This is a genomic window from Bradyrhizobium genosp. SA-4 str. CB756, from assembly GCF_000473125.1.
Classification (GTDB): Bacteria; Pseudomonadota; Alphaproteobacteria; order Rhizobiales; family Xanthobacteraceae; genus Bradyrhizobium; species Bradyrhizobium arachidis.
Map to the genome: position 1 here is coordinate 2,638,905 of NZ_KI421499.1, position 23,023 is coordinate 2,661,927.

29 protein-coding genes are annotated in these 23,023 nt (G+C 64.4%); 19 read left to right on the plus strand and 10 right to left on the minus strand.

The genetic code is table 11. The features are described from left to right. Positions 1-117: 117 nt before the first annotated feature. Positions 118-1,167, plus strand: coding sequence for a polysaccharide deacetylase family protein (locus BRAGE_RS0113010; RefSeq protein ID WP_027559538.1), 1,050 nt, complete (start codon positions 118-120; stop codon positions 1,165-1,167). Here BRAGE_RS0113010 and BRAGE_RS0113015 read toward each other — a convergent pair. Further along, positions 1,151-1,372, minus strand: coding sequence for a DUF2842 domain-containing protein (locus tag BRAGE_RS0113015; RefSeq protein ID WP_027559537.1), 222 nt, complete (start codon positions 1,370-1,372; stop codon positions 1,151-1,153). The genes BRAGE_RS0113010 and BRAGE_RS0113015 overlap by 17 nt on opposite strands. 109 nt (positions 1,373-1,481) lie before the next feature. On the opposite strand from BRAGE_RS0113015, the gene BRAGE_RS0113020 reads away from it, so the two are divergent. Then, the gene (locus BRAGE_RS0113020) at positions 1,482-2,564 is read left to right on the plus strand and encodes a COX15/CtaA family protein (protein WP_027559536.1); all 1,083 of its coding nucleotides are present in this window, start codon (positions 1,482-1,484) and stop codon (positions 2,562-2,564) included. Here the strand turns inward: BRAGE_RS0113020 and BRAGE_RS0113025 are convergent, their stop codons facing one another. The 4 genes from BRAGE_RS0113025 to BRAGE_RS0113040 all read right to left on the minus strand — a co-directional run bounded on the left by BRAGE_RS0113025 (position 2,565) and on the right by BRAGE_RS0113040 (position 6,061). After that, a complete protein-coding gene (locus tag BRAGE_RS0113025) occupies positions 2,565-2,909 on the minus strand; it encodes a hypothetical protein (protein WP_027559535.1) in 345 nt (114 codons plus the stop codon). Between the two features lie 189 nt (positions 2,910-3,098). Continuing rightward, complete coding sequence (locus BRAGE_RS0113030; protein WP_027559534.1) at positions 3,099-4,379, minus strand: O-acetylhomoserine aminocarboxypropyltransferase; 1,281 nt, start codon at positions 4,377-4,379, stop codon at positions 3,099-3,101. A gap of 149 nt (positions 4,380-4,528) precedes the next feature. Next, the gene (locus tag BRAGE_RS0113035) at positions 4,529-5,113 is read right to left on the minus strand and encodes a CoA-binding protein (RefSeq protein ID WP_027559533.1); all 585 of its coding nucleotides are present in this window, start codon (positions 5,111-5,113) and stop codon (positions 4,529-4,531) included. A 123-nt stretch (positions 5,114-5,236) separates the two neighbouring features. Next, on the minus strand, positions 5,237-6,061 hold the full coding sequence (locus BRAGE_RS0113040; RefSeq protein ID WP_027559532.1) for an enoyl-CoA hydratase: 825 nt from the start codon (positions 6,059-6,061) through the stop codon (positions 5,237-5,239). An 86-nt stretch (positions 6,062-6,147) separates the two neighbouring features. On the opposite strand from BRAGE_RS0113040, the gene BRAGE_RS0113045 reads away from it, so the two are divergent. The 6 genes from BRAGE_RS0113045 (at position 6,148) to BRAGE_RS0113070 (ending at position 9,823) form a co-directional block, all read left to right on the plus strand. Further along, positions 6,148-6,576: a PaaI family thioesterase gene (locus BRAGE_RS0113045; protein ID WP_027559531.1), complete on the plus strand. Its 429-nt coding sequence runs from the start codon at positions 6,148-6,150 to the stop codon at positions 6,574-6,576. Between the two features lie 158 nt (positions 6,577-6,734). Continuing rightward, positions 6,735-7,199 (plus strand): 50S ribosomal protein L13, encoded by a 465-nt coding sequence (gene rplM, locus BRAGE_RS0113050; RefSeq protein ID WP_011087726.1) that lies wholly within the window; start codon positions 6,735-6,737, stop codon positions 7,197-7,199. Position 7,200: 1 nt separating this feature from the next. Continuing rightward, entirely contained in the window at positions 7,201-7,680 is a 480-nt protein-coding gene (rpsI, locus tag BRAGE_RS0113055; protein WP_027559530.1) for a 30S ribosomal protein S9, read from the plus strand. Positions 7,681-7,909: 229 nt separating this feature from the next. Continuing rightward, a complete protein-coding gene (locus BRAGE_RS0113060) occupies positions 7,910-9,130 on the plus strand; it encodes a GGDEF domain-containing protein (RefSeq protein ID WP_027559529.1) in 1,221 nt (406 codons plus the stop codon). Between the two features lie 58 nt (positions 9,131-9,188). After that, positions 9,189-9,425, plus strand: a complete 237-nt coding sequence (locus BRAGE_RS0113065) for a hypothetical protein (protein WP_027559528.1) — start codon at positions 9,189-9,191, stop codon at positions 9,423-9,425. Positions 9,426-9,526: 101 nt separating this feature from the next. After that, positions 9,527-9,823, plus strand: a complete 297-nt coding sequence (locus tag BRAGE_RS0113070) for an antibiotic biosynthesis monooxygenase family protein (protein WP_027559527.1) — start codon at positions 9,527-9,529, stop codon at positions 9,821-9,823. Between the two features lie 16 nt (positions 9,824-9,839). Here BRAGE_RS0113070 and BRAGE_RS0113075 read toward each other — a convergent pair whose 3' ends face one another. Together BRAGE_RS0113075 and BRAGE_RS56800 are read right to left on the minus strand one after the other, a co-directional pair. Beyond that, positions 9,840-10,973, minus strand: a complete 1,134-nt coding sequence (locus BRAGE_RS0113075) for an AI-2E family transporter (RefSeq protein WP_027559526.1) — start codon at positions 10,971-10,973, stop codon at positions 9,840-9,842. Position 10,974: 1 nt separating this feature from the next. Further along, positions 10,975-11,523: a hypothetical protein gene (locus BRAGE_RS56800; RefSeq protein ID WP_231164039.1), complete on the minus strand. Its 549-nt coding sequence runs from the start codon at positions 11,521-11,523 to the stop codon at positions 10,975-10,977. Between the two features lie 4 nt (positions 11,524-11,527). On the opposite strand from BRAGE_RS56800, the gene BRAGE_RS56805 reads away from it, so the two are divergent. The 6 genes from BRAGE_RS56805 to BRAGE_RS56405 all read left to right on the plus strand — a co-directional run bounded on the left by BRAGE_RS56805 (position 11,528) and on the right by BRAGE_RS56405 (position 14,916). Next, positions 11,528-11,827, plus strand: coding sequence for a hypothetical protein (locus BRAGE_RS56805; protein WP_231164038.1), 300 nt, complete (start codon positions 11,528-11,530; stop codon positions 11,825-11,827). A 91-nt stretch (positions 11,828-11,918) separates the two neighbouring features. Beyond that, positions 11,919-12,692 (plus strand): gamma-glutamyl-gamma-aminobutyrate hydrolase family protein, encoded by a 774-nt coding sequence (locus BRAGE_RS0113085; RefSeq protein WP_027559525.1) that lies wholly within the window; start codon positions 11,919-11,921, stop codon positions 12,690-12,692. A gap of 97 nt (positions 12,693-12,789) precedes the next feature. Next, entirely contained in the window at positions 12,790-13,395 is a 606-nt protein-coding gene (locus BRAGE_RS0113090) for a hypothetical protein (RefSeq protein WP_027559524.1), read from the plus strand. 119 nt (positions 13,396-13,514) lie between these two features. Continuing rightward, positions 13,515-13,796: a hypothetical protein gene (locus tag BRAGE_RS0113095; protein WP_141263026.1), complete on the plus strand. Its 282-nt coding sequence runs from the start codon at positions 13,515-13,517 to the stop codon at positions 13,794-13,796. 4 nt (positions 13,797-13,800) lie between these two features. Further along, positions 13,801-14,580 carry a hypothetical protein gene (locus tag BRAGE_RS0113100; RefSeq protein ID WP_027559522.1) on the plus strand — a complete coding sequence of 260 codons (780 nt, stop codon included), beginning with the start codon at positions 13,801-13,803 and terminating at the stop codon, positions 14,578-14,580. Positions 14,581-14,595: 15 nt separating this feature from the next. Continuing rightward, complete coding sequence (locus tag BRAGE_RS56405; protein WP_028146274.1) at positions 14,596-14,916, plus strand: hypothetical protein; 321 nt, start codon at positions 14,596-14,598, stop codon at positions 14,914-14,916. Here BRAGE_RS56405 and BRAGE_RS48510 read toward each other — a convergent pair. Beyond that, complete coding sequence (locus tag BRAGE_RS48510; RefSeq protein ID WP_051377865.1) at positions 14,904-15,923, minus strand: GlxA family transcriptional regulator; 1,020 nt, start codon at positions 15,921-15,923, stop codon at positions 14,904-14,906. The two genes, BRAGE_RS56405 and BRAGE_RS48510, sit on opposite strands and share 13 nt — an antisense overlap. 151 nt (positions 15,924-16,074) lie before the next feature. Between BRAGE_RS48510 and BRAGE_RS0113115 the strand changes: the two genes are divergently transcribed. The 3 genes from BRAGE_RS0113115 to BRAGE_RS0113125 all read left to right on the plus strand — a co-directional run bounded on the left by BRAGE_RS0113115 (position 16,075) and on the right by BRAGE_RS0113125 (position 18,659). Beyond that, positions 16,075-16,332, plus strand: coding sequence for a tautomerase family protein (locus BRAGE_RS0113115; protein WP_027559521.1), 258 nt, complete (start codon positions 16,075-16,077; stop codon positions 16,330-16,332). Positions 16,333-16,491: 159 nt separating this feature from the next. Continuing rightward, positions 16,492-17,901 carry an NfeD family protein gene (locus BRAGE_RS0113120; RefSeq protein ID WP_027559520.1) on the plus strand — a complete coding sequence of 470 codons (1,410 nt, stop codon included), beginning with the start codon at positions 16,492-16,494 and terminating at the stop codon, positions 17,899-17,901. Continuing rightward, entirely contained in the window at positions 17,898-18,659 is a 762-nt protein-coding gene (locus tag BRAGE_RS0113125) for a slipin family protein (RefSeq protein WP_027559519.1), read from the plus strand. The genes BRAGE_RS0113120 and BRAGE_RS0113125 overlap by 4 nt, the downstream gene beginning before the upstream one ends. Positions 18,660-18,750: 91 nt before the next feature. On the opposite strand, the gene glnA is transcribed toward BRAGE_RS0113125, so the two are convergent. Together glnA and BRAGE_RS0113135 are read right to left on the minus strand one after the other, a co-directional pair. Beyond that, positions 18,751-20,160 (minus strand): type I glutamate--ammonia ligase, encoded by a 1,410-nt coding sequence (gene glnA / locus BRAGE_RS0113130; protein WP_014494828.1) that lies wholly within the window; start codon positions 20,158-20,160, stop codon positions 18,751-18,753. A 150-nt stretch (positions 20,161-20,310) separates the two neighbouring features. Further along, positions 20,311-20,649, minus strand: a complete 339-nt coding sequence (locus tag BRAGE_RS0113135) for a P-II family nitrogen regulator (RefSeq protein ID WP_007603495.1) — start codon at positions 20,647-20,649, stop codon at positions 20,311-20,313. Positions 20,650-21,030: 381 nt separating this feature from the next. Between BRAGE_RS0113135 and BRAGE_RS0113140 the strand changes: the two genes are divergently transcribed. Next, the gene (locus tag BRAGE_RS0113140) at positions 21,031-22,530 is read left to right on the plus strand and encodes a bifunctional ADP-dependent NAD(P)H-hydrate dehydratase/NAD(P)H-hydrate epimerase (protein WP_027559518.1); all 1,500 of its coding nucleotides are present in this window, start codon (positions 21,031-21,033) and stop codon (positions 22,528-22,530) included. Beyond that, on the plus strand, positions 22,530-22,982 hold the full coding sequence (locus tag BRAGE_RS0113145) for a GNAT family N-acetyltransferase (protein ID WP_027559517.1): 453 nt from the start codon (positions 22,530-22,532) through the stop codon (positions 22,980-22,982). Before BRAGE_RS0113140 ends, BRAGE_RS0113145 begins: the two co-directional genes overlap by 1 nt. Positions 22,983-23,023 lie beyond the last annotated feature (41 nt).

Genomic DNA, 23,023 nt, shown 5'->3' on the forward strand with positions numbered 1-23,023 from the left:
GTCGAGAAACGAAAAATGCGCAATTCGGCCTGTGGCCGACCTTTGCAAAGAAATGTCAACAAAGGGTAATGACAATAGCTGCGGGAACGGGCCGCCAGCGAACGCGAAGGTGGGATATTGGCATCGGACGACAGATGGCTGGAGCGGCTGCGCCTCGAGCTGGCCTGGTTCACCGGCAAGGCTGCGCTGAGCAGCCGCGGCGCCGGGGCCATCCTGCGGTTTTCGCGCGTGCGGCCGCGGCGGCGCGGCGGGTTCCAGCCGCTGCGAGAGGACGAGATCACGCCGCAATTCCTCGACCGCGCCATTCGCGCGCTGAAGCGGTGGCGCTATGACTTTCTCGGCATGGACGAGGTTTGCCGCCGTGCGGTGACGCTGCGGGAGAAGCGCCGCTTCGTGGCGCTCACCTTCGACGGCGCGCACAAGGACCTCATCAGCTTCGCCTATCCGGTGCTGGCGCGCCACGCGGTCCCGTTCACCATCTACGTTCCCACCGCCTTTCCCGACGGTGTCGGAGAAGCCTGGTGGCTCGGCCTCGAGCAGGTGATCGCGCGCGAGAGCCGCATCAGCCTCATGATGGGCGAGAAGGAGCAGCGTTTCACCGTCACGGGCAATGCCGAGAAGCGGGCACTGTTTTCGTATCTTGAAGGCTGGCTGCGCTCGCTGCCGCCGGCGGAGCTGTCGGCGGCGATGGCCGATCTCTGCACGCGCTACCGGATCGATCTTGCCGCGCTCTCGCGCGAAGCGTCGATGGACTGGGAGGATCTGGCGAAGCTGGCTGCCGACCCGCTGGTGACGATCGGCAGCGCGACCGTGAACTATCCCGTTCTTGCCAACATGAAGGATGCAGCCGCGCTGCGCGAGATGACGATGGGCAAGGCCGTCGCGGAAGCTGCCTTTCGCAGCGACGTCAGGCATCTCGCCTTTCCGTTCGGCGACCGCTCGTCGTTCCGGCGCAGCCATGTCGTGATGGCGGAGGAGGCGGGTTTTGCCAGCGCTGTGTCGACGATCCCAGGCATCGTCGATGCGGAGGGCCGCACCAATCTGCGCGCACTGCCGCGGATTTCCTGGGACGGGCGCGTGCGCTCGTTGCGCATGTTGCGCGTGCTGATGTCGGGTGTCGCCTTTGCGCCGGTGAAGCCGACGGGCAGCGTCACGAGCTCGACTTGACGCGGTCGGGCCGCTGCATCCAGCTCACGATCGGCATCGCCGGCAGCACCCAGCCCATGCCGACCACCACGTAATAGATCGCCTGCCGCCAGCCGGATTCGGCGATCCATGGCATCTGCGCGGCCGCCATGCCGAGCAGGGCCCAGACGGTGGCTAGCACCAGGAGCAGGATGGCGCCGAGGAACTTGCGGGTGCGGATCGTCATGGCGGATGACTGCGGCTTTCGCGTAACTTGCACTGCGGAAGCGGGGGACTATAAGGGGCACGCAGTCCGGTTCAAGTCTCTTAGCTATAGACCTGGTTTAGCCCTTGAAATGACGCCGATTTCCGCCCCGTCCGAGCCGCATCGCGCCGTGCGCTGGTGGCTGATTTCCGTGGCCGCGCTGATCGCGCTGATGGTGCTGGTCGGCGGCGCGACGCGGCTGACGGAATCCGGGCTCTCGATCGTCGAATGGAAACCGGTCACGGGCAGCGTCCCGCCGCTCTCGGAAGCGCAGTGGACCGAGGCCTTCGAGGCCTACAAGAAGATCCCGCAATATCGCGAGCTCAACGCGGGCATGAGCCTGTCTGAGTTCAAGGAGATTTTCTGGTGGGAATGGAGCCACCGGTTGCTCGGTCGCTTCATCGGCATCGCCTATCTCCTGCCGTTCCTGTTCTTCCTGTGGCGGGGGGGCCTCTCCGGTGAGCTGAAGCGGAGGCTGTGGCTGCTGTTCGCGCTCGGCGGACTGCAGGGCGCGGTCGGCTGGTGGATGGTGGCCTCGGGCCTCACCGAACGCGTCGAGGTTTCGCAATATCGGCTGGCGACGCATCTGATGCTGGCGCTCTTGATCTTCGCCGGCATCGTCTGGACGGTGCGCCGGCTCAAAGAGCGCCCGCAGATCGCAGCGCCCACGCGGCTGCGTTTCACGAGCGCGCTGCTCCTCGTCGTGACTTTTGTGCAGATCTATTTCGGCGCGCTGGTTGCGGGCCTGCGCGCGGGCCGTGCCTACAACACTTGGCCGCAGATTGACGGTGCTTTCATCCCGTCTGCAGACCGGCTGTGGTTCGAGACGCCGTGGTGGCGCAACATGTTCGACAACGTGCTCACCGTGCAGTTCGAGCACCGCATGACGGCTTACGCGCTGTTCGTGCTGGCGGCGCTGCATGCGATCGACGCGGCGCGCTCGCGCGCAGGTGCAGCGGCGAGTGGCGCGCTGTTGCTTCTCGCGGCGGTGGGCCTGCAGGCGGTGCTCGGCATTCTCACGCTGCTTAATCAGGTGCCGATTGATCTCGCGCTTTCGCATCAGGCTGTTGCGATCGTGGTGCTCACACTCGCGGTGATACAGGTGGAGCGGCTCGCTTCGCGGCAGTCGACTGCGACGCAGCCGAGTGCGGTTCCGGTTAGCCAGGCAGGTTGATCAGCAATAGCCGTAGATGCCGCACGCATAGGGCAGCCGCCAGAAATAGCCGACCTGCGGTCCGCCGTAGTATGGGCCCTGATAATCGTAGCTCCAGGGGCGGCCGTAATAGCCCGGCAACGTGTTGGAGCCGGGCAGGAGCGGCGTGCCCGGCAGGTTGCGGATATAGCTGCCGATGCCGTACGCCGGCGAGATCAGCGCATCCGGATCGGTCTCGACATAGACCGTCGGCGGTTCCGGCGGCGGAGCGACGGCGCGCCGCTTCGGCGTGGCCGGCAAATCGGCGGCGACAGCGGCTGAAACCGTCAGCATCGCCGCGAGGGCAGGCAGCGTCCAGCGCAACATCGTCGGCTCCGAATCAAGGGGGGCGATCCTCGAACGATGTATGGGGCAGATATGGTTAATGACTGTTAACGGGGGCGATCGCCAAACAGCGCGGCCGTCATTCCGGGGCGGTGCGAAGCACCGAACCCGGAATCTCGAGATTCCGGGTCTGGTCCTTCGGACCATCCCGGTCGGAATGACAGCGGAAAACTAGGCCCCCAGCGCCTGCTCCAGGTCCGCGATCAGATCTTCCTTGTCCTCGATGCCGATCGAGAGCCGCACCACGTCGGGACCGGCGCCGGACTTGACCTTGGCGGCGTCGTCGAGCTGGCTGTGCGTGGTCGAGGCCGGGTGGATGACGAGCGAGCGGGTGTCGCCGACATTGGCGAGGTGCGAGAACAGCTGCAGTTTCGACACCAGGCTGACGCCGGCGTCATAGCCGCCCTTGAGGCTGAAGGTGAACACCGCGCCCGCGCCCCGCGGCGCGTATTTGCGCGCGAGCTGGTTGTACTTGTCGCTCGGCAGGCCCGCATAGCTCACCGAGGCCACCGCCGGATGGCCGGCGAGGAATTCGGCGACCGCCTTGGCGTTGTCGCAGTGCTTCTGCATGCGCAGCGGCAGCGTCTCGATGCCGGTGAGGATCATGAAGGCATTGAAGGGCGAGAGCGCCGGCCCGAGATCGCGCAGACCCAGCACGCGGCAGGCGATCGCGAAGGCGAAATTGCCAAAGGTCTCCTGAAGGCGGATGCCGTGATATTCCGGCCGCGGTTCCGACAGCATCGGATATTTGCCGCCGGTCGACCAGTCGAACGTGCCGGCATCGACGATGATGCCGCCGAGCGAGTTGCCGTGGCCGCCCAGAAACTTCGTCAGCGAGTGCACGACGATGTCGGCGCCGTGGTCGATCGGGCGGATCAGATAGGGTGAGGCCAGCGTGTTGTCGACGATCAACGGAACGCCCGCCTTGCGGGCGACCGTCGAGATCGCCTCGATGTCGGTGATGCTGCCGGCGGGATTGGCGATGGACTCGATGAAGATCGCCTTGGTGCGCGGCGTCACCGCGCGCTCGAAGCTTGCGATGTCATCGGGATCGGCCCACACCACGTTCCAGCCAAAGCTCTTGAACGCATGCGTGAACTGGTTGATCGAGCCACCATAGAGTTTTCGCGCAGCGATGAATTCGTCGCCGGGCTGGAGCAGCTGCTGCAGCACCACGACCTGCGCGGCATGGCCCGAGGCGACCGCGAGCGCGGCGGTGCCGCCTTCGAGCGCGGCGACGCGCTCTTCCAGCACCGCGTTGGTGGGGTTGCCGATGCGGGTGTAGATATTGCCGAATGCCTGCAGGCCGAACAGCGAGGCGGCATGGTCGGCGTCATTGAAGACGAAAGACGTGGTTTGATAAATCGGAGTCGCGCGCGCACCGGTGGTCGGATCGGGCTGTGCACCGGCATGCACGGCGAGGGTTGAAAATCCCGGAAGGCGATCGCTCATTGAGGGCGTCCTGTTCTTGTGGTCTGAAATCGCGCGGCATGCTGATGGCCGCCGTGGCCGCCGTCAAGCTGCCGCTTCACATCAGAATGATTTGGGCATGATCTTGCTACGCATTGTCGCGTTCGCGAAAGGAATCCTTCGCGATTGTCTCAGCTTTGCTCGGTCTTGTTTTTGGCCGCGCGATCGGAGGCCGCGGTGTCGCCGCCGCCGACACTCATCCGATTGAGGGAGAGTCGCATGCCCTGCGTCGGCGCCGGCGGGCGCTTGGAGCTGAGCGTGCGCGAATTCACGCCCATCCAGGAAATCTCCGATGACAAACGGCCATATTCGATCTTGGGGCAGCGATTCATCACGACCTTGATCCCGGCCGCTTCCGCCTTTTCCGCGGCGGCGTCATCGCGTGCGCCAAGCTGCATCCAGATCACCTTCGGCAGCGGATCGAGCGTGAGAGCCTCGTCGACGACAGGCATGATGTGGCTGGAATTGCGGAAGATGTCGATCATGTCGACGGGACGTCCGATGTCGGAGAGCGAGGCGACGAAGGGTTTTCCGAGCAGCTCCTTGCCGACATGGCCGGGATTGATCGGGATCATGTCGTAGCCGCGCTGGGCCAGATATTTGAACGCGAAATAGCTCGGCCGCACATTGACCGGCGAGGCGCCGACCATCGCGATCGACTTCACGCTGTTGAGGATGCTGCGGATGTAATTGTCGGGATAGGCGTCGTGGTTCATGTGATCCTTCATTCGTCATTCCGGGGCGGTGCGCAGCATCGAACTATGGTGCGCAATGGCGCACCTGAGAATCTCGAGATTCCGGGTCGGCTCTTCGAGCCGCCGGAATGACTGCGCAACAAATCACTCATCCCGCCATATCGGCTCGCGTTTCTCGATGAACGCGCCGATGCCTTCCTCGGCATCACGCGCCATCATATTCTCGGTCATCACCTCTGCGGCATAGCGATAGGCGTCCGCAAGGCTCATCTCGGCCTGGCGGTAGAATGCTTCCTTGCCGAGCTTGACGGTGTAGGCGGACTTCAACGCGACCTGCTGCGCAAGCTCGATCGCGGCGCCGAGCTCGGTGCCGGCGGGCACCACGCGGTTGACGAGGCCGATCTCGCGGGCACGGTCGGCGGTAACAGGCTCACCCGTGAGCAGCATCTCCATCGCCTGCTTGCGCGGGACGTTGCGCGACAGCGCCACCATCGGCGTCGAGCAGAACAGGCCGATGTCGACGCCGGGCGTTGCGAACTTCGCATCCTCCGAGGCGATCGCGAGGTCGCAGCTTGCCACAAGCTGGCAGCCAGCCGCGGTCGCGATGCCCTGGACGGACGCGATCACGGGCTTGGGCAGATGCACGACCGCCTGCATCATCGCGCTACAGGCGTTCATCATCTCGGCGAAGAAGGCGCGGCCGCGATCCGGGTCGGTGCGGCGCGCGGTCAGCTCCTTCATGTCGTGGCCGGCGGAGAAGGCGGGGCCGTTGGCGGCGATGACCACGCCGCGGATGGCCTTGTCGTCGCGGATCTCGTTGAGCTCGGCGTGCAGGGTGGCGATCATCGCCGCGGACAGGCTGTTGCGGGCGGCCGGACGGTTCAGCGTCAGGACCGCGATGGGGCCGACGGTCTCGCGCAGCAGGATCGGCGGGTGCGGGGAGGGGGCGCGGGCGGCCTGAACGGACATTGACGCGGTTTCCGTTGGATGATTGCAATGGGATGACGCAGATAACTTAATGTAACAGGGCAAGCGAAGCGAGGGTGTGGAACAGCATGGCGGCAGCGAAAATGACCGTGGCGGAGGTCGAGCAGTTTCTCCGCGACGAGTTTCCCCAGGCCTTCAGCGGCGACGACATCACGATCGAGAGCGCGGATGGCCAGACCTGCCTGTTACGCCAGCGTTTCAGCGAAAGGATGCTGCGGCCGGGCGGAACCGTGTCCGGCCCGACGCTGATGGCGCTGGCCGATTTCGCCATGTACGTAGTGCTTCTGTCCGCGATCGGACCGATCGGGCTCGCCGTGACCACCAATCTCAACATCAACTTCCTGCGCAAAGGCCAGCCCGGGCAGGACGTGCTGGCGGAAGCCCGGCTGCTCAAGCTCGGCAAGCGCCTGGCCGTCGGGGAGGTGAACCTGTTGTCCGGGACCTCAGCCGACCCGATTGCCCATGTCACCTCGACCTATTCCATTCCAAATGTTTGACCTTTTCGCAGGTAAGATAGCACCATATTTTTAAGTTATTGATTTCGCGTAGATAATCTACGTCTTCGGGCATTGACCGCTGAGCGTCTCTTCTCTAGAAAACCGCGCAGTCCGGTGCGGTGTTCGCGCCGATGCTCCCCGTCCACGGAAACTCTGACATGAAAACCTTTTCGGCAAAGCCGGCTGAGGTGACGAAGAAGTGGGTGCTGATCGACGCCAAGGGTCTGGTCGTCGGCCGTCTCGCCACCATCGTTGCCATGCGCCTGCGCGGCAAGCACCTCCCGACCTACACCCCGCACGTTGATTGCGGCGACAACGTCATCATCATCAACGCGCAGCATGCGGTCCTCACCGGTCGCAAGCGCGAGCAGAAGACCTACTACAAGCACACCGGCTACGTCGGCCACGTCAAGGAGCGCACCGCGCGCCAGATCCTCGAGGGCAAGCATCCCGAGCGCGTGCTCGAGAAGGCCGTCGAGCGCATGATCCCGCGTGGTCCGCTCGGCCGCGTGCAGATGGGCAACCTCCGTGTCTACGGCGGCGCCGATCATCCGCACGAGGCGCAGCAGCCCGAGAAGATCGACATCGCCAAGTTGAACCGCAAGAACACGAGGGCCGCATAACATGGCCGAATCCATCCAGTCGCTCGACCAGCTCTCGCAGCTCAAGACGGCGGCCGCGCCCGAGGCGCCCAAGCACGAGAAGAAGGTCGACAAGTTCAACCGCGCCTACGCCACCGGCAAGCGCAAGGACGCGGTCGCCCGCGTCTGGATCAAGCCGGGCGCCGGCAAGGTCACCGTCAACGCGCGTGAGGTCGAGGTCTATTTCGCCCGTCCCGTGCTGCGCATGATGATCGAGCAGCCGTTCTCGGTGGCCCAGCGTTCCGGCCAGTACGACGTGATCTGCACCGTCGCCGGCGGCGGTCTGTCCGGCCAAGCCGGTGCCGTCCGTCACGGCATCTCCAAGGCGCTCACCTATTTCGAGCCGGAGCTGCGCTCCGTGCTCAAGAAGGGCGGCTTCCTCACCCGCGACTCGCGCGTGGTCGAGCGTAAGAAGTACGGCAAGGCCAAGGCCCGCCGGTCCTTCCAGTTCTCGAAGCGTTAATCGCTTCGGTCACATTCGCCGCGAAAGCGGCTTCAATGAGATGCAAAAGGGCGCTGATTTCAGCGCCCTTTTTGTTGTTCGTTTGTACGCAAATTGATGGCGTGTTTCCCGAAAACTTGGGCTCGCGCGAAAACCTGAATGGAACTCGCGGGACATAGCGTCGCATTCGGAAGGGCGCGCAAATCGGATGTGCCGATCGCGTAACTGCTATGTTTTCAAGGGGGCCGACATGATGTCGCTCGATAGCATCACGCTCTATTTGGTTGCCACCATGGTTGCCGCACTGCTCGGCGCCATGATGGTATTCTTTGGCAGGCAGGAGAACAGTCCTGCGCTGAAATGGTGGGGCACCGCCTATCTGCTCGGTGCCGCCTCCGTCGCGTTATGGACCGCGGCCGGCGACAAGCTCGGGCCGCATCTCTATCTGGCGTTAAATGCGGTCGGCTTTGTCGCCTGCGGCATGGTGTGGAATGCCGCGCGCGTCTTCCACGGCCGCAAGCCGAATTGGCCGGGCCTCCTCATCGGCGCGCTCGCCTGGGTCGCTGCCGTCTCGCTGCTCGATCCCGCAGCGTCCATGCTGCGCATGATTGTCGGCGCCGCCATCGTCTCGGTCTATGCGGCGCTGACCGCGAGCGAGCTCTGGGTCGAGCGGCGCAAGAGCCTGCAACGGCGCTGGCCGGCCTTCGTGGTGCCGGTGATGCACGGCTGCGTCTTGATGCTGCCGATCCTGCTCGGCAGCTTCCTGCGCCCGCACGATGCCGGCTTCTCCAGTAGCATCTGGGTCACCGTGTTCGCGGTCGAGCTGATCCTCTATGCCGTCGGCACCGTGTTCGTGATCTTCATGCTGGTGTCCGAGCGCACGGTGACGGCGCACCGCACTGCCGCCTCCACTGATCCCTTGACCGGCATGCTCAACCGCCGCGGCTTCTCGGAAGCCTGCGGACGCGTGATCGAGCGCGAGGCCAAGGCTGGCCGTCCCGTGACCGTGATGATCTTCGACATCGACCATTTCAAGTCGATCAACGACCGCTTCGGCCATCCCGCCGGCGATGAGATGCTGAAACTGTTCTCGACCGTGGTCATCAGCAACTTGCGCATCTCCGACCTGTCGGGCCGCATCGGCGGCGAGGAGTTCGCCGCACTGCTGCCGTGCTCGCTCGAGGAGGGCGTGCTGGTCGCCGAGCGCGTGCGCGAAGCGTTCGAGACCTCCGGCGTCGTCGTCGATGAAGGCCCGGTCGACACCACTGTCAGCATCGGCGTTGCGGGCGGCCCGGCCGGCACCGAACTCGAGGTGCTGCTGGCCTCGGCCGACACTGCGCTCTACCAGGCCAAGCGCGGCGGCCGTAACCGCGTCGAGGCGGCGGAGGAGCTGCCGCTGTCGCTGGAGAACTGGCGCCGCCAGAGTGCTGCGCGGACCGGCGCGCAGCAAGCGCGTCCGGCCACCGCCTGAAGCGCGGGAGCGGCTGCGGTAAGCCTCTGTTTACCATTCGATCCCTACCATCGCGGTCATGGAATCGATCCCCCGACAGAACCCGCAGGCTGCCCTGATGTCGCTCGAAGCCGCCGCAAGCTCGGCGCGCGGCGGCTTCGCCTGCCTGTTCTCCACGGCGGATGAATACGAGAGCGCGCTGATCAACGAGCGGCGCGCGCAGGGGCGCTACACGCAAGGGCGCAGCTACTGGCCGGTCGCGCTGTTTATCGGCTGCACGCTCATCGTGGCAGGCACCGCGCTGCTGTTCGCCTGAGAGCGACGCATTTTTGGCCGGGCAGGGCGCCGTTTCGGCGCCTTTTTCTTTGCCCCGGTCTGCGGTAGACACGCCCATCAAACAAAGAAGGGTGGAAACCGATGGTCACCGAGATCGCGCAAATCGACGTCAAGCCGGGCAGCGAGAAGGACTTTGAGGCCGCCGTCGCCAAGGCCAAGGCCGCCTTCGGCCGCTCCAATGGCTTTTGCGGTTTCGAGCTGCACAAGTCGATCGAGAAGCCGCAGCGCTACCGGTTGATGGTGAAGTGGGCGACGCTGGAGAATCACACCGTCGATTTCCGCGGCTCGGAGAATTTCACCGAGTGGCGCGGCCTCGTCGGCCAGTATTTTGCCGCGCCCCCGGAAGTCGAGCACACCGAGACCGTGCTGACGACCTGAGCGACTTCAAGACGCCTTACGCCGCCTCGGCCAGGGGCGGCGTCTCATACGTCTTGAAATGGTCGATCATGACCTTGGCGATGGCGACGAGGGGCAGCGCCAGCGCAAGGCCCCAGATGCCGAACACAACGCCGAGCAGGATCTGGAACGCGAACAGCGTCGCCGGCGGGATGTCCAGCGCCTGCCGCTGCAGGATCGGCGTCAGCACGTAACTCTCCATGGCGTGCACGCCCATGAAGAGCAGAAAGGCCGACAGCGCCGGGATCCAGCCCGAGGCGAGGCTCGCCAGCACCACGACGACGCCGGCGATGATGGCGCCAACGGTCGGGATGAAGGCGAGCAGGCCCGCTTGGATTCCCAGGATGAACGAGCCGGGGATGCCGATGATGGCAAGCCCGATCCAGGTCACGGCGCCGACTGCGATCATCACCACGATCTGTGCGATCAGCCACCGTTCCAGCGTTTCGCTGATGTGGTCGATGATGAGGGCGGCGCGGCTGCGATGCTTCGCCGGTGCCAGGAACAGCAGGCCATCGTGATAGACGCCCGGCTGGGCGGCGAAGGCGAGGCCCAGAAACAGCACGATGAAGATGTTGCCGACGGCGCTGATAGCGCCGAACAGCAGCTTGAAAGTCTGGCTGACGATTGCCCCGCCGCTCGAGGCAAGCGCGCCTGCGCCCGGCAATCCGCCGTGCGAGGCGGGGTTCGGGGCGGGCGTCGGCGTTGCATCGCCGGTGGCGGCGGGCGCGGCATTGCCGAGATCGAACACGCTGGTGTCGATGCCGTGGTTCTCGAGGAAAGAGCGGACGTTTCCGATCTGCGACTTGATGGTCTTGCTCAGCACCGAGGCCTGCTCGGCGATGGTGGCGCCGCCGAGATACGCGACGCCGGCGAGCATCAAGGCCAGCACGATGCAGACGATCGCGAGCCGGACCGGATGGGGCAGCGGGACGCGGCGGCCGAGCGCACCCGTCAGCGCGTTGAGGCCGACGCCGAGTAGCATGCCGGTGAAGATCAGGAGCAGCGTAGCGGCAAAATACCAGGTGAAGACCAGGAGAGCCGTGAACAGCACGACGCCAATGCCGCCGACCGAGATCGCCCAGGCAAGGTCGGCGCGCGTCCGGGGGCGTTGGTCTGCTGGAATGGTCACATCATGTCCTTTTCGGCGGCTCCGGGTGGCGCACTCTTTCGACAAACGCGCGTCCGATCAAGACCGCGTCAACGCGCTGGTTTGACGCTGCCGCGCGAAGGGTGCAGAGCGATGAGGAAGAACAGGTGGGGGGCGCTTGAGTTTCATCAGCAAGTGGGCCGGTCTGCTCGGGCTTCTGGCCGTGCTCGTGATCGGCGACCAGATCCGGATCAACCGGCCCGGCCACAAATATCGCCTCACGGTCGAGGTGACGACGCCCGACGGGATCAGGACCGGGTCCGGCATTCTGGCCGTCGTGCCCGACCGCAACTATAATCGCGGCGGCCGCACCACGATGCGCGGGGAGGCGGTGTTCGTCGATCTCGGCCAAGACCTCCGCCAGGGCAAGAATCTGGTGGCATTGCTGGCGCATCGGCAGGGCGGCAAGCTCGATCTCGACGACATCAACTATGTGGCGCTCCGCGCCTACGGCGCCGCGCGGGGCAACCGCGTCTCGTTCAACGACATCAGCCGGCAGACAGGCATCGTCCCGGTGCAGGGGGGAGCTCATTCCCGTGCTGGTGAGCTTCGCCGATCCCAGGGACCCTGCGAGCGCGCGCCTTGTCGCCGCCGACCACGCGGAGACGGTTCTGGGCGACGGCTATGCCATCCACAGTCTCACCGCCGAGGTGGTGCCCAACGGGTTCTGGCCGATCGATTTCGGCGGCGTGCTCGGGGAGCCCGTGACGCGCGGAATCGATGCGAAACTGCCCTGGCTGGCTGCGCCGGGCGATCCCGCCGCAACCGCTCTGAAGGCTGCCGGCCTGCCCGACCTGGGGGCAGCCGAGGCCCGGGAGGCATTTGCGCGAAAATAGCATTGCCGTCCCGCGATCCCCTCTGTTGAATTTGTTCCATCCCAAGGGCATGTTTGAGGAATCTTTTCTCGGCGGGAGGTCGGAACGGGAGATGAGAAAGCCGGTCGTCGGCGTGATCGGGAATGCCCATCGCGTCGAAAATCGATTTCAGGTCCAAATGGTCGGCGAGCGGAATTTGCGCGCCGTGGCCGAGGTCTCCGGCGGTCTGCCGGTGATGTTCGCGGGAGCGCCCGATATCACGGACATCGCTGCGCTGCTCGACACCGTCGACGGCATCGTCCTCACCGGTGCCCGCGCCAACGTCCACCCGACCCGCTTTAACGTCGACCCTTGCGAGAAGCACGAGCCCTACGACATCCACCGCGACGAGGTCGCGCTGGCACTCTCGGTCGCCTGCGTGTCCCGCGGCATTCCGCTGTTCGGCATCTGCCGCGGCCTCCAGGAGATGAACGTCGCCTTCGGCGGCTCCTTGCATCCGGAGATCCGCGAGATTCCGGGCCGCATGAACCACCGCATGCCCAGGCTCGAGAACGGCGAGATTCATCCCGATCCGACCGTGGTGTTCGCCGATCGCCACGACGTCGACCTCACACCGGGCGGGGCGTTCGCAAAACTGCTCGGCTGCGAGAGGATCAGGGTCAATTCGCTGCACGGGCAGGGCATCCTCGACCCCGGCAAGCGCGTGCTGATCGAGGGCGTCGCCGAGGACGGCACCATCGAGGCGATCCGCATCGCGGAAGCCCCGACCTTCGCGCTCGGCGTGCAATGGCACGCCGAGTACGATCCGCAGCGCAATCCGATCAACCGGAAACTGTTCGAGGCTTTCGGTGAAGCGATGGTGGCGAAGCAGAAGGCAGCGGCGTAGACGCTGGCTGCCCTCGCGATGACGGGGAGTTGTGTCGAGCTGATCTCGCGCGCTACGTTGCTGACCGGATTTTTAGGTCTGGAATTGCACCCCGATGATGCGCCACACGGCCGCCGCCTTTGTCCTGCTCGCGTCCCCTGCATTCGCCCAAACCACGCCGCCGCGGGAAGGCCCGATCACCTGCGCTTCGCCCGTTGCGCCCGACGATACCGAGCGAACCCTGAAGCAGCGCTTTGGCAAGGATGCCGTAGTGCAGGACCTGCCGGGCGCCGAGGGCGAGAAGTACAAAGGCCTCGTGCTGTTTCCGAAGGCGAGGGACCGCCGCATCGAAATCGCCTTCACCGACGACAAGGCCATGCGCGCCTCCGGCCTGACATTGCGCGACGCAGGCAAGACCAGCCTCTGGAGCGTCAATGGCGTCACGATCGGATCGAGCCTTGCCGACGTGCAGAAGGCCAACGGTAAGCCGTTCCTCGTCAGTGGTTTCGAATGGGACTATGGCGGCTTCGTCACCGACTGGAAGGGCGGGGCGCTCGGCCGCCCGCTGCAAGGCGGCTGCACCGTCACGATCCGCTTCGACAAGAAATCCGCCGCGCCCAAGTCGTTGCTGGGTGATGGCGTGAAGGCGCCCTCCGACAACGCGACTCTGGTGAAATGGGCGCCTGTGGTGACGGAGATTGGCGTGAATTTTCCGGACAGATAGCAAAATCCGGGATAAGGTAGCGCCTATTCTTAGCTGCAACTGCCGCGATAGTGTGGCAAGTGCGCAGTGCCAACTATATGATGTGACTATTTTTGCGTCTTGGGCGTGGGGGCCGGCGCATGAGTGCTCGTATTTTTGCAGCGTGCCTTGCCGCAGCTCTGTTGCTGGGCTGCTCGATCCATCCGGTGCCGGAGGATGTCACCGGCGTGAACACCTATCACATCGTGAGGCAGATCCGCTGCGAGGCGCGCGAGGCGATCAAGTCGGTCGTTCTCGAACGGCTCGATGCCCTGGCGAGGCACGACGACAAGATCGCCCAGGACGTCTTGCAGCGATATCAGGACGATCCCGGAATCCATCGCCGATTTCACGCCCGCGGTGTTTCGGGGGCCCCAATATGAGGCGGTGCGGCACGCGTTCAACGTGATTTATTCGGCTGCGATCGCCTACAATTTCGATCTCACGATGACCGAGGACAACAACCTCGGCACGACCATCAACACGATCGGACCGTGGACACAGAGATTCAATCTCGGCCTCGGCGGCAACGCAAACCGCCAGCGCAGCAACGAGCGGACCTTCACCATTAGCGACACTTTCGATTTCCTGATGAGGACTCTGAACAGGCCGGGGCAGGTACGGAAACAGCGCTATTGCGAGGGTTTCATCGTCACCCAGGCAAACTACGTCTATCCCATCGCCGGCCGCATCGGCGTGGACAAGTCCGTACGGACTTTTCTCGAACTGACTTATTTTGGCAATCTGGCGGGAGACAAGGACAATCCGGGCGGCAGCAATGCTCCCAACATGGCCGACAAGTTGACGTTCACAACGACGCTCGACGCTACGGCGACGCCGATGGTTACGTTCACGCCGGTCAGCGCCGGATTCCAGGTGGCCGACGCTTCGATCACTGGGACCGCGCGGCGTTCGGATGTTCACCAGGTCACGATTGGGCTGGCGATCCTGCCGAGTTCCGTCACGGAAGTCGCTGCAATTCGATCCTACGTCTTCTCGCGGGAGGTGGGTGTCCCGGCAGTTGCGTCGCGGAATGCCACGACAGGCGCGCCCATCACCGTCGGCAATCGCGTCACCGCGGTGACCACGACGCTGGCTGAGAAGTACGCCGTCTGGGCGATTGACCAGCTCAAGAGTCGCGAACTTCAACTCATACCGGCTCGCTGATCAAGGAGGCTGTCCATGGCAAGATCAACGTCGAGATCGAAAAAGGGCGCTGTCAAGAGCAAGGCGTCGAAGAAAGCTTCGAAGAAGAAGGCGTCGAAAAAGAAAGCGTCAAAGAGGAAAGCGTTGAAGAGGAAGGCGTCAAAGAAGAAGTCCTCGAAGGCCCCGAAGAAGGCTAGGAGGAGCGGCCGTGGTGGAAAGAAGAAGGTCCCGCAGGTCCCGCCGTTTCCTGATGACGATTTCGAGTTGGGTCAGCCCGCTCCGAGAGCACCGGTCGCCAGGCGCGCGAGGAAGGTCCCCCAGGTCCCGCCATTTCCCGATGATGATCACGAATTGTAGGAGGCGGCGGCGACCCGCCGATCCTGCGACAGGTCCGCTCGCTCCATCCGCCGTGCCCGATAGGCCTGCGGCGACATCAGGGTCAGCTTGCGGAAGGCCTTGCGAAAACTGCTCTCGTCCTCATAGCCGGCCGCACGCGCGATAGTCTTGACCGGCTGCATCGTCGTCTCCAGCAGCGTGCGCGCGTGCTCGACGCGGCGGCGCGTGATGAAGGCCTGCGGCGGTTCGCGCGTGAGCGCCTGGAACTTCCGGTTCAGCGTGCGCTCGCTGAGGCCAAGCGCCTCGGCGAGGCGTCTGACCGTCATCGGGCTGTTGCCGCTGCGGCGAACCAGCAGGTCCGCCTTGGTCAGCAGCGGGTCCTGCGACAGCAGGTAGCCGACGGGCATGAAGATCGATTGGGTGCGCTGCGCGGTGTCGATGACGACGTAGTCCGCGCATAATTTGGCGATCTCCTTGCCCTCGACCATCTCGATCAGCCTGAGCAGGAGATCGACCCACGACATCGGTCCGGCCGCACAGACGATGCGGTCGGCAACGGTGATGACGGCGTCGGGTGCGAGGTCGATCGCGGGATGGCGCTGCCGCAGCTCGCTTTGCAGCCACCAGGTGATGGTGGCGCGACGATTGTCGAGCAGGCCAGATCCGGCCAGGACGAACACGCCGCTGCAAAAGGCGCCGATCAGCCGGCCGCTTGCATGCTGCTGCCGCAGCCAGGCTCCTGCACGGGCATATTGCGGCTGGAGCCGCTCGGCCGTGACGTGATCGACGAGGTTGCCGGGGACGAGGATCGCATCGAAGCGGCCGCGTTTGCCGACCGCGCCATCGACCGCGACCATCTGTCCGCCGCCGGCGCGCACCGGTTTGCCGTCGAGCGAGAGCGTCTGAAGGGCGAAGCGCGATCTTGTGCCGCTCTGCTGCATCACGTGATTGGCAAGCGCGAGGATGTCGGCGATGCCGGCAATCGCAGAATGCATGCAGCCTTCCAGTGCGAGAACCGCGAGCTTCATGACGTCTCCAGGCAAGTGCGCCCATCTTATCCGACCGGAACGGCGGGCCGGTGGCGGAAATTGCCCGATCTCTGGCTTGTCCGCCACTGCCGTGTTGGCGGCGTCAGGTCCAATCTCGCGCTGTCGTCACACCACATGATTGGAGAGAGACATGCCATACATCACGATTTCCACCGTCCGAGGCATCCTGGACGCCGCGCAGAAGAAGGCGCTGCTCGAGCGCATCACCGACCTGATGGTCGAGGTTGAAGGGCAGGGCAGTCCGGACTTCCGCCGCAACGTCTGGGTCAGGATCGAGGAGCAGGAGCCCGCGCACTGGTCGCTCGGTGGCATGCCGCTGACGAGCGAGATCATCGCCGGCACGTTCGGTGCGATCGGGGCGGACGGGGTGCGGGTCCGGCGGCCGTAGCGGTGCAGAATGCACGGGCGGATCAGCCAAAGGCATGGTCCGCCACCGCCCTGTGCGCAGGGCTATTCCATTGCATCGCACAATCACGACGATGGTCTGCACGCGGCCACATTGAGGTTCGCAAGACGCGCACCATATGCTCTGCAAGGGAGCACTGCCGTGCAGACCATGAAGGCGGCCCTCGTTGCGGCGATTGGCGTCGTGGCTTTGATCTGCGGCCTCCGTCCCAGCCCAGCGGAGGAGAACAGCCGCCTTGCACTGATAGTTTCGATCGACGGGGCCATTGGCCCTGCGTCGGCCAGCTACGTGAAGGAGGCTTTGGCCAAGGCAAGCGAACGTCGCGCCGAGGTCGTGCTTCTGAGAATGAATACTCCCGGCGGTCTCAATTCCAGCATGCGCGAGATCATCGCCGATGTGCTGGCCTCGCCGATTCCTGTCGTCGGTTACGTTGCTCCCTCTGGCGCCCACGCGGCGAGCGCGGGGACCTATATCCTTTATGCGACCCACATCGCGGCGATGGCGCCAGGCACCAATATCGGTGCCGCGACGCCGGTGCAGATTGGCGGGCCGCTGGGCGGTGCGCCGGACAAGGGCGGCAAGGACAAGAAGGACGGTGACCAGCAGAGCGAGCCCAAGGATCAAAGCAAGGATCAGCTCAAGGATCCAATGACGGCAAAGGCGACCAATGATGCGGTTGCCTTCATCCGCAGCCTTGCGGAGCTGCGTGGCCGCAATGCGGAGTGGGCGGAGAAGGCGGTCCGTGAGGCTGCCACACTTTCCGCCAACGGCGCGCTGGCGGCTCATGCCATCGATCTCGTCGCGCGCGATCAGGCTGAATTGCTGAGACAACTCGATGGCCGTGAGGTGGAGGTTGCAGGCGGCAAGACGCAGCGCCTCGTGACCAAGGATGCTGTCGTTGAAGCCATCGACCCCGGACGGATATCCCGCTTCCTGGCGGTCATCACCGATCCGAACGTGGCGTTCATTCTCCTGATGGTCGGCATCTACGGCGTGATCTTCGAGTTCATATCTCCCGGTGCAGTCGCCCCGGGAGTCGTCGGCGCGATCTGCCTGCTGATCGGCCTCTATGCGCTCAATTTGCTGCCGGTCAATTACGCCGGCCTCGCCCTGATGTTGGTGGGACTCGTGCTTCTCACCGTCGAAGCCTTCAACCCGACCGTGGTGATCGGTTTGGGAGGGGTCATCGCTTTCGTGCTGGGAGCCCTGATGCTCTTCAGGGGCGAGGCGCCTGGCTACCAGCTGTCGTGGTGGGTAATCGGCACCACCGCGGCTGTGTTCGTAGGTTTTGTGCTCGTCGTGCTTGGTTCGCTTCGGCGCGCCGCCAAAGCTCCCGAACGGGTCGGTGCGCAGGCCATGCGAGGCTTACCCGCCGAAGTTCTCGATTGGAGCGGGAGCGAGGGTCATGTCTTCGCCCACGGTGAGCGTTGGCAGGCGCGCGGCGCCGAAACCTTCAAGCCCGGAGAGAGGGTCGAGGTCGCCAACGTCATCGATTTGACGCTGCTGATACGGCGCGCATCAGCCCGAACCGGCGAGGGAGGTCCATCATGATGCTGGAATATCTGACCTATGCGGTGCTCGCGCTGCTGGTCATCATGTTTCTATCCCAAGCCATTCGAATCCTGCGCGAATACGAGCGTGGCGTCATCTTTACGCTCGGGCGCTTTACCGGCGTGAAGGGCCCGGGCCTCATCCTCCTCGTTCCGATCGTGCAGCAACTCGTCAAGGTCGATCTAAGGGTGATGGTGCAGGTCGTGCCGCCGCAGGACGTGATTTCGCGGGACAACGTCTCCGTCAAGGTCAACGCCGTTCTTTACTTCCGCATCGTCGACCCCGAGCGCGCTATCATCAAGGTCGGCGATTACATGGCAGCCACCAGCCAGCTCGCCCAGACCACGTTGCGCTCGGTGCTCGGCAAGCACGAGCTCGACGAGATGCTTGCCGAGCGCGACAGGTTGAACGCCGACATCCAGGAGATTCTCGACAAGCAGACTGACGTCTGGGGCATCAAGGTCACCGGCATAGAGATCAAGGACGTCGATATCAACGAAACCATGGTGCGCGCGATTGCCAAACAGGCCGAAGCGGAGCGCTTGCGGCGGGCCAAGGTGATCAATGCAATGGGTGAGCAGCAGGCGGCCGAAAAGCTGGTCGAGGCCGGCCGGATTCTCGCGCAGGAGCCTCAGGCGATGCAGCTGCGTTACTTCGCGGCTCTGCACGACATCGCGGGCGAACGGTCGTCGACCGTCGTTTTTCCGCTGCCGACGGGCTTGCTCGATCATTTCTTGCCGCGGCGCGACAACCCGTAGCCACAAGCGCGACGGGGTGATCACGACAATGCCAAACGAAAAGGCGCTCCTCTCGGAGCGCCTTTTGCTTGTCGTGTAGAGTTCGAGCCGCTTAGCCCGAATAGTACATGTCGAACTCGACCGGGTGCGGGGTCATTTCGAAGCGCTCGACTTCGGTCATCTTCAGCTCGATATAGGCGTCGATGAAGTCGTCGTCGAACACGCCGCCGTTCTTGAGGAAGCCGCGGTCCTTGTCGAGGTTTTCCAGCGCCTCGCGGAGCGAGCCGCAGACGGTCGGGATCTGCTTCAGCTCTTCCTTCGGCAGGTCGTAGAGGTCCTTGTCCATCGCCGGACCCGGATCGATCTTGTTCTTGATGCCGTCGAGGCCGGCCATCAGCATCGCGGCGAAGCCGAGATAGGGATTGGCAAGCGGATCGGGGAAGCGCACCTCGACACGCTTGGCCTTCGGCGAAGCGGTGTAGGGGATGCGGCAGGAGGCCGAGCGGTTGCGTGCGGAATAGGCCAGCAGCACCGGGGCCTCATAGCCCGGGACCAGACGCTTGTAGGAGTTGGTCGACGGGTTGGTGAAGGCGTTGATCGCCTTGGCGTGCTTGATGATGCCGCCGATGTAGTGGAGGCAGGTCTCCGACAGGTCGGCGTACTTGTTGCCGGCGAACACCGGCTTGCCGTCCTTCCAGATCGACTGGTGCACGTGCATGCCCGAGCCGTTGTCGCCATAGACCGGCTTCGGCATGAAGGTGGCCGTCTTGCCGTAGATATGCGCGACCTGGTGGATGCAGTACTTGTAGATCTGCAGGTGGTCGGCCATCAGCGTCAGCGTGTCGAACTTCATGCCCAGCTCGTGCTGGGCGGAAGCGACCTCGTGGTGATGCTTCTCGACCTTGACGCCCATCTTGGCCATGGCACCGAGCATCTCGGAGCGCATGTCCTGCACGGAGTCCTGCGGCGGGACGGGGAAGTAGCCCGCCTTGGTGCGGATGCGGTGGCCGAGGTTGCCGCCCTCATATTCCGTGTCGGTGTTGGTCGGCAGCTCCGAGGAGTCGAGGCGGAAACCGGTGTTGTAGGGGGAGGAGGAGAAGCGCACGTCGTCGAACACGAAGAACTCGGCCTCGGGGCCGACGAACACGCTGTCGCCCACGCCCATCGACTTCACCATGGCTTCCGCCTTCTTGGCGATGCCGCGGGGGTCGCGGTTATAGGGCTCGCCGGTGGTCGGCTCGAGCACGTCGCAGGTGATGACCATCGTGGTTTCGGCGAAGAACGGATCGATCGTCGCGGTCACCGGATCGGGCATCAGGCACATGTCGGATTCGTTGATCGCCTTCCAGCCGGCGATCGAGGAGCCGTCGAACATCGTCCCTTCGGCGAAAATGTCCTCATCGATCATGCTGACGTCGAACGTCACATGCTGCCACTTGCCGCGCGGATCGGTGAAGCGCAGGTCGACGTATTTGACGTCGTTGTCCTTGATCGATTTCAGGACGTCTTTGGCGGTCTTCATGCATACCCCTTTTGGCTCTGCGGGTCGGTTTCCAGGTGAGCAGATTTGTTCTCGCTTTCGGCGAGTTCGAGCAACCGCACAAACGAAATCAGGCCGCCGAAGCAGCCTTTTTTCTTTCAGAGTGTCGCAAAATTCGGGATAGCACCCGGCTCAGATAGCGTCCAGCCCGGATTCGCCGGTCCGGATGCGGATCGCCTCTTCGATGTTGGAGACGAAGATTTTTCCGTCGCCGATGCGGCCGGTCTGCGCGGCGCGGCGGATCGCGTCGATCGCGCGCTCGACCAGATCGTCGCCGATCACGATCTCGATCTTCACTTTGGGCAGGAAGTCGACGATGTATTCTGCGCCGCGGTAAAGCTCGGCATGACCCTTCTGCCGGCCGAAGCCCTTGGCCTCGGTGACGGTGATGCCTTGAAGGCCGACTTCCTGAAGCGCTTCCTTCACCTCGTCGAGCTTGAATGGCTTGATGATGGCTTCGATTTTCTTCACTGCGCGCCTCCCGGCCTTTCGATCAAATAGCAACGTCTTCGTCAGGATGCGCTTTTCTCACGCACGATCGTGTCTTCGCTATGCCGGGATCCCTGACCAGTCCGGCAACAACGGCCGGCCACACCCTGATAAATGCCAGTGAGCACGACAAACCGAAGCGGCTTCCTCGAAAGCAGGGTCTATGCCAAGTTGCAAATGCCCTGATTATTGGAGCGTTATCAGCCTTTTAACGAGCATCTCCGATAGGTGGCGCCGACCGACCCAAAATACCGAAGACTATGAAATAGGCAAACGGTTCAATATGTGTGCAGACAGGTGTTCCCGGCGTCCGATCGGCACGAAAGATGCCTGTTGAAGAGGCGTTTGTACCAGGGAAGTGGCATGGAAGTACTGACCAACGCCGAAATGCAGCGCGCTGACCAGCTCAGCATCGCCGCGGGCACGCCCGGCTTCAAGCTGATGCTCAGCGCGGGGCAGGCGGTCGCCGAGGCCGCCAATGCGCTGGTGGAGGAGGGGCCGATCCTGATCGTGGCCGGCCCCGGCAACAATGGCGGTGACGGGTTTGTCGCAGCCGCCGAGCTCGCCGCGCAGGGGCGAGAGGTCTCGGTGATCCTGATGTGCGAGCGCGACCAGCTCCAGGGCGATGCCGCCTCTGCCGCGCGCGGCTGGAAGCATCCGGTGCTGCCGTTCAATCCGCAGGCGATCGGAAGACCCGCGCTGATCATCGACGCGCTGTTCGGCGCCGGCCTCAGCCGGCCCGTCGAGGGCGAGGCGCGCGAGATGATCGAGGCGATCAACGCCAACGGCGCCCCGGTGCTCGCCGTCGATCTGCCGAGCGGCATCAACGGCACCAGCGCCGCCGTGCTGGGCGTGGCGGTCAACGCCACCGAGACCGTCACCTTCTTCCGCAAGAAGCCTGCACATCTGTTGCTCCCGGGCCGGATGCATTGCGGCCGCGTGCGCCTCGCCGACATCGGCATCGAGGCGCCGGTGCTGGACGAGATCAGGCCGCAAGTCTTCGAGAACGATCCCGACTTCTGGGGCGCAGCCTTTCCGGTGCCGCGCATCGACGGCCACAAATATGCACGCGGCCATGTGCTGGCGGTCTCGGGCGATGCGGCCGCGACCGGCGCCGCACGGCTCGCCGCGCGCGGGGCGCTGCGCGCCGGTGCAGGCCTCGTCACGCTGGCAACGCCGCGCGACGCACTCGCGATCAACGCGAGCGCGCTGACCGCGGTGATGGTCCGCCCCGTCGACACCGCGATCGAGTTCGGCGAGCTGCTCGGCGACCAGCGCTACAACACCTGCATGATCGGTCCCGGCGCTGGAATCGGCGATCGCACCTGCGATCTCGTCCACACCGCGCTGAGCGCGCAGCGGCATCTGGTGCTGGACGCCGATGCGCTGACCAGCTTTGCGGCGAATCCCGAGCGGCTGTTCGAATCGATCAAAACCTCGCAGGACAATGCGGTGGTGCTGACGCCGCACGAGGGCGAATTCCCGCGCCTGTTCTCCGATCTCAGCAACAAGCATCCGGGCCGCTCCAAGCTCGAACGCGTGCGCGCCGCCGCCGAACGCTCCGGCGCAGTCGTGCTCCTCAAGGGCCCGGACACCACGATCGCCGCGCCCGACGGCCGCGCCACGATCGCTGCCAACGCGCCACCCTGGCTCGCCACCGCCGGCGCCGGCGACGTGCTCGCCGGCATCATCGCCGGGCTCTTAGCGCAGGGTGTGCCGGCCTTCGAAGCCGCCAGCATCGGCGTCTGGATGCATGGCGAGGCGGCCAGCGAGGCGGGGCCCGGCCTGATCGCGGAGGATCTGACCGAGACGCTGCCGGCCGTGCACCGGCGGATCTATAATGCGCTGGGGGTGGAGTACTAGTGCTCAGGCAACTTGCGCTCACCGACATGGGCGCCGCGGCGCAGGTTCATCGGATCGCGTTCGACCAGGTGATGTCGTGGCTCGCGGGCCTGCACACGCCGGACGAGGATCTCTGGTTCTACCGCGAGCGCGTTTTTCCGACATGCCAGATCTGGGGCCGCTTCGACGATGACGAGCTCATCGGGATCATCGCCTTCAGCGACGGTTGGATCGAGCAGCTCTACGTGGTTCCCGCGGCCCAGGGCCGCGGCGTCGGCAGCGAACTCCTGGTCGTCGCCAAAGGCGCCTGCGAATGCCTGCAGCTCTGGACTTTTCAGCGCAACGCGCTGGCGCGGCGCTTCTATGAGGCGCGCGGTTTCATGCTGGTCGAGGAAACTGACGGCGCGCGGAACGAGGAGAAAGAGCCCGACGCTCGGTACCTCTGGACGCGGCCGGGCCGACAAGCCCGGTAGGATGGGTAGAGCGAAGCGAAACCCATCATCTCAAACCTTGG